The sequence below is a fragment of the Lysinibacillus sp. BF-4 genome (genome assembly GCF_000743635.1).
In the GTDB taxonomy this organism is placed as follows: domain Bacteria; phylum Bacillota; class Bacilli; order Bacillales_A; family Planococcaceae; genus Metalysinibacillus; species Metalysinibacillus saudimassiliensis.
Map to the genome: position 1 here is coordinate 79,379 of NZ_JPUW01000003.1, position 17,263 is coordinate 96,641.

Genomic DNA, 17,263 nt, shown 5'->3' on the forward strand with positions numbered 1-17,263 from the left:
ATGTACTGCTTTTAAGGAGGAATTATGATTTTACGACAAGATTTACAACATATTACCAAATTATCCGTACCACAAACACAAGACTATCTAGCAGAGCACCCTGATTTTTTATTAGCTCTTGTCAATGAGTTAGGCAATCCTGACCCTAGTATTCGCGATGAGCTAGTCTATCAGCTATTTACTACTTGGCTTACTACCAACACGCTCTCTGCCTCACAGCTTCATGACATAACGACAGCCCTGCGTGCAACACTAGCTACACGTGACAATGAGGACAGTGTATTTGCTCGGGCTTATGCAGCACTACTGTTAGCAGACTTACTTGGCCTTGACGCAAAACAACCATTTTTACAAGACAAATGCGCCAAGCAAACGATTTTACATATCGCTTCTTTTTTAATGTATGAAACGGATACGCGTAATTTTATAGCGGATAAAGGTTGGGCCAACGCCATTCCTTTTGGTGCAGATGCTACCTTAGCTGCTATTCATCATCCACAATTTGATGTGCGGGCAACGCCACAAATTTTACATGGCATTAAACATAGCGTAAAGCTAGATATCGTATTCACACAAGATGAGGATGAGCGCTTTGCAGCAATTATAGAAGCACTCGCACTAAAAGATACACCTGAACCACTATTGATTGAATGGACTACGCAACTCTTCGAACAACTTAATATGAGTTTAATGAGCCAAGGTTATAGTGAACGCTTCTTTAAACAGCGTACTAATACACTGCAACTAGCTAAAACATTGTACTTTTATTTAAAAGTTCGTCGTGTAACCCCTCAGCTTCAAGAAACACTTTACCAATTCATTACCCAATGGCATCGCTTAAATGCATAAAAAAAGAAGGAGCTCGGTTGCTCCTTCTTTTTTAATATGCTGTTAATTTAGGTTCATTAGCAACAAGTCGTACACCCTTAGTTAACGTATCACCCACAGGACAATGTGTTTCAACGAATGCTAAAAAGCGCTGTACTTTTTCTTGTGGTTCATTTGTTATTAGATGCACCGTATACCGAATTTCTGTAAAACCTGGTCGCACATCCCCTTTATCCAAAAAGCCATCTAAATCAAGGTCTCCCTCAACTTCAACATAAAGCTCATCATATGCCACCTCAAACTTCTTTGCATATACCTGTGCCGCAATCGTTTGACATGCACCAAGGGAAGCTAGCACTAGCTCTACTGGATTCATTCCAACATCTGTGCCTCCGAGTTCCTTTGGTTCATCAATTTTGATGACATGTTGTCTCGCCTGTGCCTCTACTACCATTTGCTTTTGTAATGTAGTCTTTGCTTTAAACACACTTACTACCATCTCAATCACTCCATCCCCATTTTGTTATGCTTTATCCGATATACCTGCTGATGTAAATGTAGGCAACTCACTTAACGCTGCAATTGCTGCCTTTACAATCGGAAATGCTACAGCTGCGCCTGTACCTTCACCTAAACGCATGCCTAATTGTACAATCGGCTTTTTGCCTAGCATTTCAAGTGCTACAATATGCCCTGGCTCTGCTGATTGATGTCCTGCTAGCATATAGTTTTTTGTGCCTGGCGCTAATCGCTCAGCAACTACTGCTGCTACCGTCGAAATAAAACCATCTACTAAAATTGGTGTACGCTTGCTCGCAGCAGCAATCATTGCTCCTGCCATACCTGCAATATCAAAGCCACCTACTTGTTGTAGAAGTACTAGTACATCATCAGCTGTTGCGCCACGACGCTCAATAGCTTCTCGCAATGTACAGCGCTTCTTCTCTACTTGCTCATCTACTAATCCAGAGCCTGGCCCTGCTACTTCGCTAATATCTTTACCACTTAAAACTGCCATCATTGCACTGCTTGGGGAAGTATTGCCTATACCTAGCTCACCTAAGATTAAACAATCTACACCTGTTTCAAGTAACTTCGTTGCCTCTTCAAAGCCAACTGCTAATGCTTGCAGTGCTTCTTCTTCTGTCATCGCATTTTCATTATAAAAATTACGTGTACCTTGTGCACGTACTTTACGATTGATTAATCCTTCTTCATTTAGCTCTGCATTAATACCTAAATCCACAATACGTAGTTCTGCTCCAATCAAACGACAAAAAATACTCATCGTTGCTTGCTCGCGTAAAAAGCTTGCCGCCATTTGTACGGTTACTGCACTTGGATAAGGCGAAACACCTTGTGCTGTAATACCATGGTCTGAAGCAAAAACAATAGCACCTGGACGACTTACTGTTGGTAATTTTTTGCTTGTCATTCTCCCTAATTCAATTGCGATTTCCTCAAGACGACCTAAGCTACCACGAGGCTTTGTTAATGAATCTAAATAATCCGCTACTTGTTGTCCCACCTCATTATCTAAGGGTGAAATTGTCACTGTTTGTAAAAAATGTTTTTCCATAAAAGCATGCTCCTTTATCTAACTAATCAAACTTCTTTAGTATAACAAAAAAAGACCACCTACGAGGTAGATAGTCTTAAAAATGTACGCCAACAAGTTTACCTATTAATAAAAATGTAAAGCACCATATTACAGCTCCTGTTGTAGCAAATAATATATACTTCATTTTGTTCATACCACTTGTACCTGCAATATAGCTAGTAATATGACGAAATCCTGGAATAAAATAAGCAATATTAATCGTCCACATACCGTAGCGATTAAACCAAGACTCAACCTTATGAATACATTTCGGTGTAAGCTTTAGCCATTTTCCGTATTTTAATAAAAAAGGCTGTCCAATTTTGCTACCAATTGTATAACTAACAAACATACCTGTTACCGAACCACAAATACTAACCATTAAAGTAAGTGGGTAATTCATTACATGTGTTGATGTTAAATAACCTACAAACGTCATAAGCACTTCGTCAGGCACAGGTAACCCAATGATGCCTAGTGCAAGAATGCCATACAACGCAAAATAACCATAATTGATAATGAGCGACTCAACTGTTGCCATGACGCTATCCCCCTGTCGCATTACAGTATAATAATCTAACATACTCTACTATTCCCGCACAAGAAAAAAGTAGCCACAAAAGTGACTACTTAATACCTGTATAGAAAATAATAATAATAGCAACTGGTGATACAAAGCGAATCAGCGTTAGCCATACATAATACATTATTGGCGATGTATTAAGTTCTTCCTTCGATATTTTTGTGCTGTAATAATAACCAGCAAAGATCGAAATAAACAATGCACCTAGCGGCATACCAATATTATTTGTCAGAAAATCCACCGCATCAAAAATTGAACGTCCAAAGATTGAAATATTTGATAGTACACCAAATGATAATGCGCTTGGGATACCGATTACAAAGATTAATGTACCTACTAACCAAGAAGTACGCACACGTTTTTTACGATTTTCACCCACTGCTACAGACACAACCATTTCTAATAAAGAAATTGAAGATGTAATTGTCGCAAATAATAATAAAATAAAGAAGATTAATAAAAATACGCCGCCAAATGGAACCTGCTCAAACACCGCTGGTAAGATTACAAAGACTAACCCTGGCCCTTGGTCTGGCTTAAAGCCTAATGCAAATACGGCTGGGAAAATTACCAGTCCCGCTAAAATCGAAATAAAAATATTCATTAATGCTACATTAATACCTGTACCACCAATATTTTCTGTTTTACCTAAATAGGAAGCATACGTAATCATAATCGAAATACCTACACTTAATGTAAAGAAGGCCTGACCTAATGCAAGTAGTAATGTTTCACCCGTAAATAATGACCAGTCAGGTACAAACATAAAGCGTACGCCCTCCATTGCACCATCAAGCGTTAGTGAACGTACAACTAGCACAAGGAAGAAAACAAATAATAATGGCATCATAATTTTACTTGCCTTTTCGATACCACTCTTAATACCTGCCTGAACAATGAGAATTGTCAGTAAAATGAACGCACCTTGCGCAACGACAACCTCGATTGGGTTCTCAATAACTTTTGTAAAAAGCTCTGCATACGTTGCACCCTCTGCTGGTTTGACTGCAAACATTGCTGCACGTACTAAATAGCTTAAAATCCAACCACCTACTACACTGTAAAATGATAAGATTAGCGCTGAAATTACCATACCTAGGTAGCCAACTAAATACCACGGCTTACCCGGTGCTTGCGCTTTAAAAGATGTTACCGCATCTGCTTGACCACGGCGACCAATCATAAACTCTGCAATAAGTACAGGTAAACTAATTAAGAAAATACATAAAATAAATAGCAAAATAAATACGCTACCGCCGTTACTGCCCGCCATATACGGGAACTTCCAAATAGCGCCTAAACCAACTGCACTACCTGCCGCAGCTAACATAAAGCCTATCTTGGTGGAAAATTGATCTCTAGATGACAAAATCCTCTACTCCTTCTTAAAAACATATTTGTACATTATCGCTTTGTTTACACGAGAAAACAACCCTAAATGCAGGATTTAAGCGAATTTACCGTTAATTGTCTGAATTTTGACACTAAAAATGAAATATCTGCTTGTTTGACAAAAATTTTACGCTTCGTTATAATTGCCCTAACTTTTACAAGAAACGGGGTGTCGGGTGGACAATGATTAACTAATCTATGGCTTTTAATCGGAAACGAATATTTTTCCGCTTTCACTACCATAGGATTAGTCTGTTCATTTTCCATTCGCACATTATATATGTGTGCTTTTTAGGCATGACTAATCCTTCTAAACTACTGTTTAGGAGGATTTTTTGTTTTCCTAAACATCAAAGGAGCACGAGTTTATGCAGATTACTGTAAAAAATCAATTATTTTCATCAGCCACTTTAACAATCGAAACAGGTGCCATCATTGGCATTACAGGGCGTAATGGCGCGGGTAAATCCACACTGTTGCACCTAATTCATGAGCAAGTTGCAAGTACTCTTGTAGCACAAGATAGCGAAAAACTCGCTGTCGACTTCACTACTAATGTTAGCGCAGCGCTTAGCAATTGGCAGCTACCTAAACGTAGCTATGACACTTTAAGCGGTGGCGAACGAGTAAAGATGCGCCTTGCTCAAGCCTTTGCCTCTCAGCAATCTTTATTGCTACTTGATGAGCCTACCAATCATTTAGATAGCGCGAGTGTCGCGCAATTAATCGCACAAATTAAGGCGAGCAAACAAACTTTTATTATTGTGTCCCATGACCGTTACTTTTTAGATAGCGTTGTGGACACGATTTGGGCCATTGATCACAGCACAATTACAACGGTCGATGGCGATTATAGTCATTATACGGCGTGGCGCGAAAACCAGCGTGCGCTTCAAGCACAGCACTATGCTACACAGCAAAAACAAATTGCACGCGTGGAACAACAACTTAGTGAACTTGATGATTGGTCAGCTAACATGCATAAAGAATCCACTGCTAAGCACCATCCAAAAGCAATGGGGGCAAAGGAATACTACCGTGCTATCGCTAAACGCGCGGATAAACAAGTGAAATCTAAACGTAAAAAGCTAGAGCGCTACTTAGCAGTTAATCGCGTTGAAGCTGTTAAAAAGGACACACCAATTCACTTCGCACTCAATACTGCTAAGCCAATTGGTAAACGCATTGTTGCGCTAGAAGACTTTTCCTTAGACTGTTTACAACACTGCCATTTAGTTGTGACACGCGGCGAAAAATTACACATTAAAGGAGCAAATGGTGCAGGTAAATCAACGTTACTCCGCGCAATTTATCAACACGCACCTGGTATTTTTGTATCTGAAGCGGCGTCTATTGGGTACTTGTCACAATCTGTTTATGATTTACCTTTGGACTTGACGCTCGCACACTATTTTAATTATGACAACAGCGAACAAGAAGGGCTTATCCGTACACAACTTGCTCTCCTTGGCTTTACTACAAACCACTGGCACACAATGATTGGTGATTTGAGTATGGGTGAACGTATTAAAGTAAAAATTGCTGCTTTTATTTTTGAGGAGCGCGACGTACTATTACTAGATGAGCCTACTAATCACCTTGATTTGCCATCATGTGAACAACTCGAAGCAACTTTAGCAAACTACGAGGGCACGATTATTTTTGTATCCCACGACCGCTATTTCAGTGAAAAAATCGCAACACGTCAAGTCACTATTGAGCAGGGCACGATTCATTTACCTAAAACAGCACCTACTGATGATATACTAGCACTCGAAACTGAGCGTCAGGCCGTACTAGGTAAACTAAGTTTTGCTAAACCTTCAAGTGACGAATACCATAAGCTAGATGAACAGTTTACTAATTTAACTACACGTATTAATGCGCTTAAATAATTTCCGCCTACAATAGACATTAAAATGATAGCTGTCACAATTTATTCGCAAATAAAAATAAAACAGCAATAACAATTGCGTAATAGCAACAGTTATTGCATAATAAATAAATGAATATTTTTTAGGAGTTGTTTTATAATGTCTACACTGAGCGTACAGTCTTATTTATCAACACGCAAAGAACAATTAAAAAACCATGGTCGCTTACTTATTAAATGCCAGGACCAGCCAGGGATTGTTTCAGAGCTTTCGAGCTTCTTACACAATCACAATGCTAATATTACAGAATCTAACCAATACTCAAGCAATCCTGAGGGCGGCATGTTTTATATCCGCATCGAGTATTTCGCTGAAGACCTACCATTAAAAGCACGTTTTATGGAAGAAGAATTTAAAAAAATCGCTGCAGCCTACTCAATGGAGTACCGCTTCGCTTACGGCAACGAGCTAAAGCGCGCAGCCATCTATGTATCAAAAGAGTTGTACTGCTTAAATGAATTATTATGGGAATGGCAAAATGGCGAGCTACCAATGGATGTAGCTGTTGTCATTAGTAACCATGAGGATGCACGCGATATGGTAGAAGCATTAGGCATCCCATTCCATTACATTCCAGCAAATAAAGATATCCGTGCACAAGTCGAGGCAGAGCAAATCCGCTTAATGCATGCGTATAATATTGATTTATTAGTACTTGCACGTTACATGCAAATTTTAACACCTAATTTCATTGATCATTTCGAAGATCGTATCATTAATATCCACCACTCCTTTTTACCAGCCTTCATTGGTGCACGTCCTTATGAACGTGCCTTTGAGCGTGGGGTAAAATTAATTGGCGCTACATCACATTATGTTACAAACGACTTAGACGAAGGTCCAATCATTGAACAAGATATTGAGCGCGTTGACCACCGTGAAGACGTAGTATCCCTGAAAAAAATTGGTCGCCAAATTGAGCGTCGTGTTTTGGCACGTGCTGTTAAATGGCATTTAGAAGACCGTATTATTGTACAAGGCAATAAAACTGTCGTCTTTCATTAATATATAAAGCGCCCCAAACTAGCGGGCGCTTTTTTCTTTTGTTACAATAAACTAATCTTACATGCGAAAGGGGGAATTCAGGTGAGCGCTCTAGAAAAAATTAAGCTCGTGAAGCCACCATTTCCCAAGTGTCGATGTTTTTCTTTCACCCACTAAGTAATTAGGAGGATTTTCATTTGAAGAAAAACATCGGACAACCTAGCCTGTGGTTACTTATTGCTTTAATTGCATTGCCACAGATTAGCGAAACTATTTTTAGCCCTGCTTTACCTGCAATTGCTGCACACTTTACAACAACTATGGCAAGCGCACAGCTTACCATTAGCATATATTTTTTAGCCTTTGCACTTGGTGTGTTCTTTTTTGGTAGGCTATCTGATAAAATCGGTCGCCGTACTGCTATGCTCTATGGATTGGCTCTTTATGTCTTAGGCTCTATTGGCTGTTTATTTGCCCCTAACCTACTTGCATTACTTACTGCACGCTTCATTCAAGCTTTTGGTATTAGTGTTGGCTCTGTCATTACACAAACTATTTTACGCGAAAGCTTACATGGTACAGCACGTCATCAAGCATTTGCTATGATTTCGGCAGCGCTTGCTTTTACACCTGCCATCGGTCCACTCATTGGCGGCTTTACAGTACAATACGCTGGTCTACACATGGTGTTTATCGTACTTATTGTGGTTGGTGCTAGCTTATTTGGCTACACATTTATCAAATTACCAGAAACTTCCGAACCTAGCTTTACTCCACTGCGACCTATCGTTATGCGTATGTTACGCAACCCTAATGTATGGTGCTACGGTTTTATGATTGGTGCGATTAACGGCATATTATTTAGTTACTATGCAGAAGCGCCTTTTATTTATACTGAGTTATTTGCTTTAAGTAGTGCTCGCTATGGTTTTTTAGGTATGGTAGTAGCACTTGCTTCATTAACAGGGGCGCTTTGTGCTAAACGCTTAGTAAAGCATATGATGCCTAACCGCTTAATTTTACTTGGTAGTAGTATTACATTGCTTGGCGCTTGTAGTGCACTGCTCACCTCAGAAATCATCGGCTTCACTGCATCTATGTTTATTGTATTATTTGGTACAGCATTAGCACTACCTAGTTGTCTGAGCCTTGCACTCGTGGATTTCCCTGATGTTGTAGGTTCTGCTAGTGCCATACTTAGTTTGGGCTACTATGCACTTGTTAGCGCACTTACTTTTAGTATGAGCATCTTGCATGATGGTACGTTATACGCTTTACCGTTTTATATTATAGGTACGAGTGTAGCGATGTTACTAATTAGCTTAAAGCTACAAAAATAGTAAAAGAGAAGCTGCATGCCGCAGCTTCTCTTTATTTTTCGCTATTTTTTGTAGTTTTTGGTGTAGGGCTCAAAAAATCCTGTAACGCTTTTTTGTTAGCTTCTAAATCAATTTCTAATACTTGACCTGCCGCTTCATAATAACCATCTGTATACGTATCATCTAGCGGGATACGTAAGGTTTCGACATCACCAAAATTATTAAGCGCAAGACCCGTACCCATACCAAGCATCGTTTTCATATCAACATTAGTTGCGACATACGCATCTAATGTACCTAAAATTTTAGGTAGGCTCGCTACAGTGTTAACACTTACCGCCTGATCCTTAATTTTAGAAATTACTTCTTGCTGACGTGCTACGCGACCAAAATCACTCATTGCGTCATGGCGGAAGCGTACATATCCAAGCACCTCATTGCCATGAAGCGTCTGCTTCCCTGGCTCAAGCACCATACCAATACCATGTGACATTTCGTATGGAATATCGACATCAATACCATTAGGTGCTAATAAATCAACAACTTGTGGAAATGCTTTAAAATCAACAATAGCATAATAGTTAATTGGCACATCGAAATTTTCTTCAACTGTTTTGCGGACTAAATCTGGTCCACCAAGCGCATACGCTGCATTCATTTTATAATAGCCGTACTCTGGTACATTAATATACGTATCACGCATAATTGAAGCGATTTTCAATGTTTTTTGTTTACTATTGTATTGCCCAATCATTAATGTATCTGATAGCTCATGATCATCACGTGCATCGCTACCAATCATCAACACATTAATAACACCCTCTAACGGCTTTGTTCCGTCAAATGCAATGTCATTTTCATCAAGCGGATCAATATGCTCTTTTTGATCCTCAAATGCCTTACTATAAGTATGCTTGAAATACATTACTCCTGCAATTGCACCGATTAACAATAGCGCAATTATAGCTAAAATGGCTTTTTTCATTATCTGACCTCTCGTCACTCTAAAATTATATAACGCTACATTAGACGTAACTACCATACATAAAGTTGCATCTATATGCCTTCATTAATTTACGCTTATTTTTTGTAATCGTCAATCGTTACTATCCTTTTCCTTGAATTAGCTCGCTTAAACCTAAATAAAAACGATGTATCAGTCCATATATTGCAAAAAGCTTGCTAAGGTATTTGTGATAAAAGCATCTTTTCGATAAATAAAAACCGTCGTGTTAGAAGCGTATTGTTGTGGTAGCTCATGACAGTATACTTTATCTTGTTCCATCATCCGTGTAACGGTTTCCTTAGGCACTACTGTAATTCCTAACCCTAATGCCACACTTTGTAAAATTGTTTCGATAATATTAAACTCCATAATGCGCTTAGGCTCAATACCTTCTTCCTTTAACCACAGCGCCAAACGCGCACGGTACCCACACCCTTCATTAGAGACAAGTATCGGCATTTTAGCAACACTAGCAATATCAAAACTTGGCGATGATGATACAAGCACCAACTCCTCCTCTGCAATTAACTGCTGAGCTAACAATGCGTGTTTTACAGGTCCTGATACAAATGCGCCATCTAACTCGTGCTCTACTACCTTTTTAATCAAAGCCTCTGTAACATCAGCCTGTAAAGATACATCTACGTTCGGGTATTTTTCGTAATAACCTGCCAATATTGTTGGTAACTTACTTACGATTTCTACTGTACCTAATTTCAATGTACCTGAAGGTGTGTCACTGTCTAAAAATAAGTGCTTTAACTCTGCGACGTCACGTAAAATCACATTTACATACTCTAACATCTTGCGCCCTTCTGTGTTTAATGCCATGCCTCGTTGGTGACGATAAAATAATGGGGTTTCAAACTTTTCTTCCAATTGCTTAATATGCATTGTCACATTGGACTGCACATAATTTAGCTCACGCGCCGCAGCACTCACACTACCTAAGCGGGCCACAGTCTGAAAAATCGTTAAGCTACGTAAATCCATACTATCAACTCCTAGCTATCAATATAACTGATGCTTAGTATCTCTTTCAATCATTTTACGAGATACATTGTATTGCCTATACTAAGTCATACATAAACATACAGGAGGCTGTACAATGAAAAAACTTTTGGCTGGAGCGCTTGCATGTCTCGTTGCCGCAATGTCTTGGGGTGCAATGTTCCCTGTTGCTGACCATGCACTACAATTTATTGATCCATTTTATTTTTCGACTATCCGCTATGGTACTGTAACCTTATTGCTTATTATGCTACTAGCTTGGAAGGAAGGGCTAAAGGCCTTTCACTTAGAAGGAAAAGCTTTACCATTGCTATTTTTTGGTACGATGGCATTTACAGTCTATAATATTTTAATCTTTCTTGGGCAATCTATGATGGGTCAAGCTGGTGTGATGGTTGCCTCTATTATGGAGACGATTATGCCAGTGATTACTATGTTACTCATTTGGTTGGTATACCGCGCTCGCCCTAAAAACTATATGCTTATTAGTATGACGATTGCTTTTATAGGCGCTGTACTTGTTATTACAAAGGGTGACTTTGCTTTCTTCGGTACACTTAGTAGCAACGCACTTCCTATTTTATTTATTTTTATTGGTGTAACGGGTTGGGTCATTTATACAATGGGTGGTCAAGCGTTTAAAGGTTGGTCAACACTACGCTACTCTACACTTACTTGCGCTGCAGGGACTGCTATTACAGCGTTAATTACTGCGGGGCTCACTGTACAAGGTAGCATCCAAGTCCCAACGCTTACTACGTTACAAATTATTAAATTCGATATGTTATTTATGATTATTCTGCCAGGGCTTGTGGCGTTGCTTGCTTGGAATTACGGCATTAAAATTTTAACGTCACTCAACGGAATTTTATTTATTAACTTTGTTCCCCTTACTACACTTGCTATTATGCTAGTGCAAGGCTATCAAATTACAACTTTCGATGTAATGGGTACGTTGCTTGTGATTACAGCACTGGTTGGTAATAACTTGTATCAACGCCATGAACAGCAGCTTAAAGTTCGCGTAAAAAAAGGTGTGCCCGCTACTTAACGGTGCACACCTTTTTACTTATTTCTTTTTATTTTTATTACTTAACTCTTTTTGTATAATCTCTTGTACTTGTGATTTTGGTCGAATGTGTAAGCCAAGCTCCAGTCGTTCTTCCATCAATGATTTATAGAGGGCTACAATCATTAGTAAAATAATCATGGAGAACGGGAAGGCTACAATAATTGCCGCATTTTGTAAAGCTGCTAAGCCACCTGAGAATAATAAGCTACTCGCAATAGCTGCTTGCAATACGCCCCAAATTAATTTAATACGGAAATCAGGATTTAAAGAACCATTTGTTGTTTGCATCCCTAATACAAAAGTTGCTGAGTCAGCAGATGTAATAAAGAAGATGGCCACTACAACCATAGCTACAATTGATAGTAACGAGCCCATTGGTAAATGCTCAAACACACCAAACAACACTTGCTCTGTTGGCAAATTAATTAAGCCAGGTGCCTTTGTATCAAATACATCCATAGCTGTCATACCAAACGTTGCAAACCAAAAAATACTAACAATAGTAGGAAGTAAAATAACGCCTGTTAAAAATTCGCGAATAGTACGCCCTTTTGAAATACGTGCAATGAAAATACCAACGAATGGTGACCAAGACATCCACCATGCCCAGTAAAAAATTGTCCAGCTATTAATCCAGTCGCGCCCCTCAGGGTTACTTGGTGCTGTACGTGTACTCATCGCAATCATATTTTGGAAGTACTCTCCTAAACCACTTGTAAAACCATTCATAATTCGAACAGTTGGCCCTAGCACTAATGTTAATACTAATAAAGCCAATGCTACGTATAAATTTGTGTTACTCAATAATTGAATCCCTTTATCTAGCCCAGTTGATGCAGAAATCATAAATAATACCGTAACAATTACAATAATAATCATCTGCACTAAAAAGCTATTAGGAATACCTGTTAAAAATGTTAAGCCCCCGTTAATTTGTTTTGCACCTAACCCTAGGGTTGTGGCAACACCTACAACAGTCGCAAACACTGCGATAATATCAACCGTATGCCCCATCCATCCTTTTGTACGATCTCCGATTAATGGATGTAACGTAGCACTTAATAGACCTGGCGCTCCCTTTCTAAATTGGAAATAAGCAAGTGCGAGTGCAACTACACCATACACAGCCCATGCCGAAATTCCCCAGTGGAAGAAGGTATAACGCAGCGAATCTTTCAACGCCTGCTGCGAGCCCTCTGGTGCACTCGGTGCATTAATGGCATAGTGTGATAACGGCTCTGCCGCCCCCCAAAATACTAATCCAATCCCCATACCTGCACTAAATAACATGGCGAACCATGATTTCGTACTATATGCTGGTCGGTCCGTTGGCTTTCCTAAACGAATTGCCCCAACTGGACTTAGCACTAAAAATAAACAAAAAGCTACAATAACAGCTACAGTAAGTAAGTAGTACCAACCAAATTTCGCTGTTAAAAAGCCTTGTACACTGCCTGTGAATTGCTCAAACCATTCACTAGCAAACACGCCAAGAAGCACAGCTACTAATGTCAAACTAACTGAGCCCCAAAATACGACACCTAGTTTTCTCATAACGCTCTCCTCTCTCTCTAACTTTATTATGATAACAAAGGTTTTTCTACATTTGGCTTCTTTTCCCGAATTTTATCTACTTAAACTATTTTGACTACTTTTTTTCTCAAAAAAACAGCCCGCGCTATTGAGCACGAGCTGCTTATTTATTATTTTGCTAAATTATGTTCAGCAATGAATTTTGTTAATACCGTTTCTAAGTTTGAGTCGCCCACTTCGTGTAAATCATAATGTACACGAGTTGTTGGTTTATCAATGTTAATGACACGATTTAAGTCCATTGGTGTACCAATAATAACAGCATCACAATCTGTAGCATTAATTGTTGCCTCAAGGTCTTTTAGTTGTTGCTTACCATAACCCATAGCTGGCAATACTTGCTCAACATGTGTGTATTTTTTAAATGTGTCAATAAGCGAACCTTTTGCAAATGGACGTGGATCAACAATTTCTGCTGCGCCTAAACGCTCTGCAGCTACTGTACCTGCACCAATTTTCATTTCGCCATGTGTTAATGTTGGACCATCCTCAACAACTAACACGCGCTTACCTTTAATTAATTCAGGATTATCTACTGTAATCGTAGATTCTGCTTTTAAAATTTGGCTCGTTGGGTTGGCATGCTTAATGTTATTTTCTACTGTTACAATATCCTCAGCGTTTGCACTATCAATTTTATTAATAATTGATACATCTGCTGTACGCAAGCTTACTTCGCCTGGGTAATACTCAAGCTCATGGCCTGCACGGTGAGGGTCAAGTACTGTAATAGCTAAGTCTGGCTTATAAAATGAGAAGTCATTATTGCCGCCATCCCATAAAATAACGTCACAGCCATCTGGATCTTGCTCTGCCGCATCTAAAATAGCTTGATAATCTACACCCGCATAAATAATGTTACCGCGAATAACATGTGGCTCGTACTCTTCCATCTCTTCAATCGTACATTCATGCGTTTTTAAATCCTCTACCGTCGCAAAACGTTGTACACGTTGCGCCACTAAATCACCGTATGGCATTGGGTGACGAATAGCTACAACTTTTAAGTCATGCTCTAGTAATGTTTCGATTACTTTACGTGAAGTTTGGCTCTTACCCGTACCTGTACGTGTTGCACAAACTGAAATTACTGGTTTATTACTTGTAATTTGTGTATCTTTTACACCTAATAATACAAAGTTAGCACCTGCTGAGTTAACCATAGCGCCTAAATTCATTAATTTTACATAATGCACATCACTATATGAGAATACGCAATCATCTACATCAAACTCTTTAATTAAATCAAATAGCTTTTCTTCTGCATAAATTGGGATACCTGCTGGATATAGCTTCCCTGCAAGCTCCGCTGGATATTTACGTCCATCAATATCAGGGATTTGCGCTGCTGTAAACGCTACAACATTATAATCCTCATTATCACGGTAGTATGTATTAAAGTTATGGAAGTCACGGCCTGCTGCACCGATAATAATTACATTTTTTTTCGTCATTTTGTATCTCTCCTAGATTGTTTAAGTTGTTTTAATCATACAACACGATGAATAAAGATGCAACTATCATTTCAAAAAAAGAAAATCATTAGATTTACTACCTATATTTAGTATTTTTTACATCTCATTTATTCAGCTATAAACATTTTCACTATACTATTCCCATAAAATAATATTGCTTTATACGTATATAAAAGTCGACATTAGCACTAGCGCTACAACACATTTCGTTTTAACATTTTTTACAATATCATGTGTATTAGCACATCTACCTACCTAGCTGATTTCACTACTATTAACCTGTGCCATAACACATAATTGATGGTCATAATTCTTATTTCAGCATACTAAAACCCTTACTGTTACTAGGTTTTCTATCCATTACAACTGTCAAGACATTTAGGTCAATGAAAATAAATTTTTATTATATTTTAAGAGACAAAATAATTGATATTTTGTCACAAAAGAGGCACAATGAACATGTAGCCGCTTACAAAGCGCATACGAATTTAAATTTAAAGGAGCGAGTGCATTATGATTTATGCAAATCCAAATACTGAAGGTGCAGTAATTAACTTTAAAGAGAAATACGATAACTTTATCGGTGGCGAGTGGGTAGCACCAGTTAAAGGTGTTTATTTTGATAACGTTTCACCAGTAAACGGTAAAGTATTTACAAAGGCAGCTAAATCTTCTGCTGAAGATATTGACCTAGCACTTGATGCAGCACATAAAGCAAAAGCAGCTTGGGGTAAAACATCTGCTGCTGAGCGCGCTAACATTTTAAATAAAATTGCAGACCGCATCGAAGAAAACTTAGAAAAAATCGCAGTTGCAGAAACTTGGGATAACGGTAAAGCCGTGCGTGAAACATTAAACGCTGATATTCCTTTAGCAGCGGATCACTTCCGTTACTTCGCAGCAGCTATTCGTTCTCAAGAAGGTAGCTTAACGCAACTTGATAATGATACAGTAGCTTACCACTTCCAAGAGCCACTAGGCGTTGTTGGTCAAATCATTCCTTGGAACTTCCCTATTTTAATGGCAGTTTGGAAATTAGCACCAGCGTTAGCTGCAGGTAACTGTGTAGTGTTAAAACCAGCTGAACAAACACCAGTATCTATTATGGTAGTTATGGAGTTAATTCAAGATTTAGTACCAGCAGGTGTTATTAACATCGTTAACGGTTTTGGTGCTGAAGTAGGTAAAGCATTAGCTACAAATAAACGTATCGCTAAAATCGCGTTCACTGGCTCTACAGCAGTTGGTCGCTTAATTATGCAATACGCTACTGAAAACATCATCCCAGTAACTTTAGAGCTTGGCGGTAAATCACCAAACGTATTCTTCGAAGACGTTATGGACCAAGACGATGAGTTCTTAGATAAAGCAATTGAAGGTATGGTTATGTTCGCGCTTAACTCTGGCGAAATCTGTACTTGTCCTTCACGTGCTCTTGTTCAAGAGTCAATCGCTGACAAATTTGTTGAACGTGCTATTGAGCGTGTTAAACAAATCAAAATCGGTAACCCTCTTGATACAGAAGTAATGATGGGTGCTCAAAACTCTAACGAACAAAAAGAAAAAATCGCTTCTTACCTACAAATCGGTAAAGACGAAGGCGCTGAGTGCTTAGTTGGTGGTAACATTAACGAGCTTGAAGGCGACCTTGAAGGCGGCTTCTACGTTGAACCAACTATCTTTAAAGGTAACAACAAAATGCGTATCTTCCAAGAAGAAATCTTCGGACCAGTATTATCACTTACTACGTTCAAAGACTTCGACGAAGCTATGGAAATTGCTAACGATACAGAGTACGGCTTAGGTGCTGGCGTATGGTCTCGTTCTGGTGATACAGCTTACCGCGCAGGTCGCGCTATCGAAGCTGGTCGCGTATGGACAAACACATACCACCAATACCCTGCTGGCGCTGCATTTGGCGGTTATAAACTTTCAGGTATTGGCCGTGAAAACCACCAAATGATGTTAGCTCACTACCAACAAACGAAAAACTTACTTGTAAGCTACAACCGTAAGCCACAAGGATTCTTCTAATATCGGAAGGGGTTGATTGCATGGTAGAACGCGTAGTTGCAACAGATAAGGCAGTTGAGCTCATTCATTTTTTAAAGGATAAGCATCAAGCTGACATTGTTTTTCACCAATCTGGTGGTTGCTGTGAAGGCTCAAAGCCTATGTGCTTTTTAGCTGATGAGTTTCGTTTAGGTCAAGTCGATAAATTACTTGGCTATGTCGCTGGTGATGTACCGTTTTATATGCATGAAAGTCTTTACAACTACTCAAAACATACACAACATATTTTAGATGTTGTAGACAGTTTTGGCAGTGGTTTTTCAATCGAAGCATTGGAAGGCAAAAGCTTTCTAATTCGAGCTCGCGTCTTTACTGACGAGGAGTACGCTGAGGTTAAAAAATTATTGGATGAAGAAGAAAAAGTAAAATAATAAAAAGCTCGCGGGACATTGT

Annotated in this window: 15 protein-coding genes; 7 read left to right on the top strand and 8 right to left on the bottom strand. The window is 39.0% G+C overall.

The genetic code is table 11. The features are described from left to right. The first annotated feature begins 24 nt into the window (after window positions 1–24). Window positions 25–849 carry a DUF2785 domain-containing protein gene (locus CH76_RS03125; RefSeq protein ID WP_051910183.1) on the top strand — a complete coding sequence of 275 codons (825 nt, stop codon included), beginning with the start codon at window positions 25–27 and terminating at the stop codon, window positions 847–849. 31 nt (window positions 850–880) lie between these two features. Here CH76_RS03125 and CH76_RS03130 read toward each other — a convergent pair whose 3' ends face one another. The 4 genes from CH76_RS03130 to CH76_RS03145 form a co-directional block, all read right to left on the bottom strand. Then, window positions 881–1,327 (bottom strand): OsmC family protein, encoded by a 447-nt coding sequence (locus CH76_RS03130; RefSeq protein WP_036142807.1) that lies wholly within the window; start codon window positions 1,325–1,327, stop codon window positions 881–883. Between the two features lie 24 nt (window positions 1,328–1,351). Continuing rightward, a complete protein-coding gene (cobT, locus tag CH76_RS03135; protein ID WP_051910185.1) occupies window positions 1,352–2,407 on the bottom strand; it encodes a nicotinate-nucleotide--dimethylbenzimidazole phosphoribosyltransferase in 1,056 nt (351 codons plus the stop codon). Window positions 2,408–2,483: 76 nt separating this feature from the next. Further along, window positions 2,484–2,969, bottom strand: coding sequence for a DedA family protein (locus tag CH76_RS03140; protein WP_036142811.1), 486 nt, complete (start codon window positions 2,967–2,969; stop codon window positions 2,484–2,486). 85 nt (window positions 2,970–3,054) lie between these two features. Beyond that, entirely contained in the window at window positions 3,055–4,380 is a 1,326-nt protein-coding gene (locus CH76_RS03145) for a sodium-dependent transporter (RefSeq protein WP_036142815.1), read from the bottom strand. A 391-nt stretch (window positions 4,381–4,771) separates the two neighbouring features. On the opposite strand from CH76_RS03145, the gene abc-f reads away from it, so the two are divergent. The 3 genes from abc-f to CH76_RS03160 all read left to right on the top strand — a co-directional run bounded on the left by abc-f (window position 4,772) and on the right by CH76_RS03160 (window position 8,661). Continuing rightward, window positions 4,772–6,298 carry a ribosomal protection-like ABC-F family protein gene (gene abc-f / locus CH76_RS03150; protein WP_036142818.1) on the top strand — a complete coding sequence of 509 codons (1,527 nt, stop codon included), beginning with the start codon at window positions 4,772–4,774 and terminating at the stop codon, window positions 6,296–6,298. A gap of 138 nt (window positions 6,299–6,436) precedes the next feature. Next, entirely contained in the window at window positions 6,437–7,342 is a 906-nt protein-coding gene (gene purU / locus CH76_RS03155) for a formyltetrahydrofolate deformylase (protein WP_036142821.1), read from the top strand. Between the two features lie 176 nt (window positions 7,343–7,518). Next, window positions 7,519–8,661 carry a multidrug effflux MFS transporter gene (locus tag CH76_RS03160; protein WP_036142823.1) on the top strand — a complete coding sequence of 381 codons (1,143 nt, stop codon included), beginning with the start codon at window positions 7,519–7,521 and terminating at the stop codon, window positions 8,659–8,661. A gap of 31 nt (window positions 8,662–8,692) precedes the next feature. Here the strand turns inward: CH76_RS03160 and CH76_RS03165 are convergent, their stop codons facing one another. Then, window positions 8,693–9,625, bottom strand: a complete 933-nt coding sequence (locus tag CH76_RS03165) for an LCP family protein (protein ID WP_051910187.1) — start codon at window positions 9,623–9,625, stop codon at window positions 8,693–8,695. Window positions 9,626–9,796: 171 nt separating this feature from the next. Next, window positions 9,797–10,639: a LysR family transcriptional regulator gene (locus CH76_RS03170; RefSeq protein WP_036142825.1), complete on the bottom strand. Its 843-nt coding sequence runs from the start codon at window positions 10,637–10,639 to the stop codon at window positions 9,797–9,799. Window positions 10,640–10,754: 115 nt separating this feature from the next. Between CH76_RS03170 and CH76_RS03175 the strand changes: the two genes are divergently transcribed. Next, entirely contained in the window at window positions 10,755–11,708 is a 954-nt protein-coding gene (locus tag CH76_RS03175; protein ID WP_036142827.1) for a DMT family transporter, read from the top strand. A gap of 18 nt (window positions 11,709–11,726) precedes the next feature. On the opposite strand, the gene CH76_RS03180 is transcribed toward CH76_RS03175, so the two are convergent. Both CH76_RS03180 and CH76_RS03185 read right to left on the bottom strand, forming a co-directional pair. Then, window positions 11,727–13,283 (bottom strand): BCCT family transporter, encoded by a 1,557-nt coding sequence (locus CH76_RS03180; RefSeq protein ID WP_051910188.1) that lies wholly within the window; start codon window positions 13,281–13,283, stop codon window positions 11,727–11,729. Window positions 13,284–13,432: 149 nt separating this feature from the next. Continuing rightward, window positions 13,433–14,776, bottom strand: coding sequence for a cyclic 2,3-diphosphoglycerate synthase (locus tag CH76_RS03185; protein ID WP_036142829.1), 1,344 nt, complete (start codon window positions 14,774–14,776; stop codon window positions 13,433–13,435). Window positions 14,777–15,310: 534 nt separating this feature from the next. Here CH76_RS03185 and CH76_RS03190 point away from each other — a divergent pair. Together CH76_RS03190 and CH76_RS03195 are read left to right on the top strand one after the other, a co-directional pair. Then, on the top strand, window positions 15,311–16,831 hold the full coding sequence (locus CH76_RS03190) for an aldehyde dehydrogenase family protein (protein WP_036142831.1): 1,521 nt from the start codon (window positions 15,311–15,313) through the stop codon (window positions 16,829–16,831). A gap of 20 nt (window positions 16,832–16,851) precedes the next feature. Beyond that, window positions 16,852–17,241 carry a DUF779 domain-containing protein gene (locus tag CH76_RS03195; RefSeq protein WP_036142833.1) on the top strand — a complete coding sequence of 130 codons (390 nt, stop codon included), beginning with the start codon at window positions 16,852–16,854 and terminating at the stop codon, window positions 17,239–17,241. Window positions 17,242–17,263: the final 22 nt, after the last annotated feature.

Excerpts from the sequence above, each read along its gene's own strand:
- CH76_RS03185 (WP_036142829.1), bottom strand. The coding sequence starts at position 14,776 with ATGACGAAAAAAAATGTAATTATTATCGGTGCAGCAGGCCGTGACTTC.
- CH76_RS03180 (WP_051910188.1), bottom strand. The coding sequence starts at position 13,283 with ATGAGAAAACTAGGTGTCGTATTTTGGGGCTCAGTTAGTTTGACATTA.
- CH76_RS03195 (WP_036142833.1), top strand. The coding sequence starts at position 16,852 with ATGGTAGAACGCGTAGTTGCAACAGATAAGGCAGTTGAGCTCATTCAT.
- purU (WP_036142821.1), top strand. The coding sequence starts at position 6,437 with ATGTCTACACTGAGCGTACAGTCTTATTTATCAACACGCAAAGAACAA.
- CH76_RS03125 (WP_051910183.1), top strand. The coding sequence starts at position 25 with ATGATTTTACGACAAGATTTACAACATATTACCAAATTATCCGTACCA.
- CH76_RS03130 (WP_036142807.1), bottom strand. The coding sequence starts at position 1,327 with ATGGTAGTAAGTGTGTTTAAAGCAAAGACTACATTACAAAAGCAAATG.
- CH76_RS03140 (WP_036142811.1), bottom strand. The coding sequence starts at position 2,969 with ATGGCAACAGTTGAGTCGCTCATTATCAATTATGGTTATTTTGCGTTG.
- CH76_RS03165 (WP_051910187.1), bottom strand. The coding sequence starts at position 9,625 with ATGAAAAAAGCCATTTTAGCTATAATTGCGCTATTGTTAATCGGTGCA.
- cobT (WP_051910185.1), bottom strand. The coding sequence starts at position 2,407 with ATGGAAAAACATTTTTTACAAACAGTGACAATTTCACCCTTAGATAAT.
- abc-f (WP_036142818.1), top strand. The coding sequence starts at position 4,772 with ATGCAGATTACTGTAAAAAATCAATTATTTTCATCAGCCACTTTAACA.
- CH76_RS03175 (WP_036142827.1), top strand. The coding sequence starts at position 10,755 with ATGAAAAAACTTTTGGCTGGAGCGCTTGCATGTCTCGTTGCCGCAATG.
- CH76_RS03170 (WP_036142825.1), bottom strand. The coding sequence starts at position 10,639 with ATGGATTTACGTAGCTTAACGATTTTTCAGACTGTGGCCCGCTTAGGT.
- CH76_RS03190 (WP_036142831.1), top strand. The coding sequence starts at position 15,311 with ATGATTTATGCAAATCCAAATACTGAAGGTGCAGTAATTAACTTTAAA.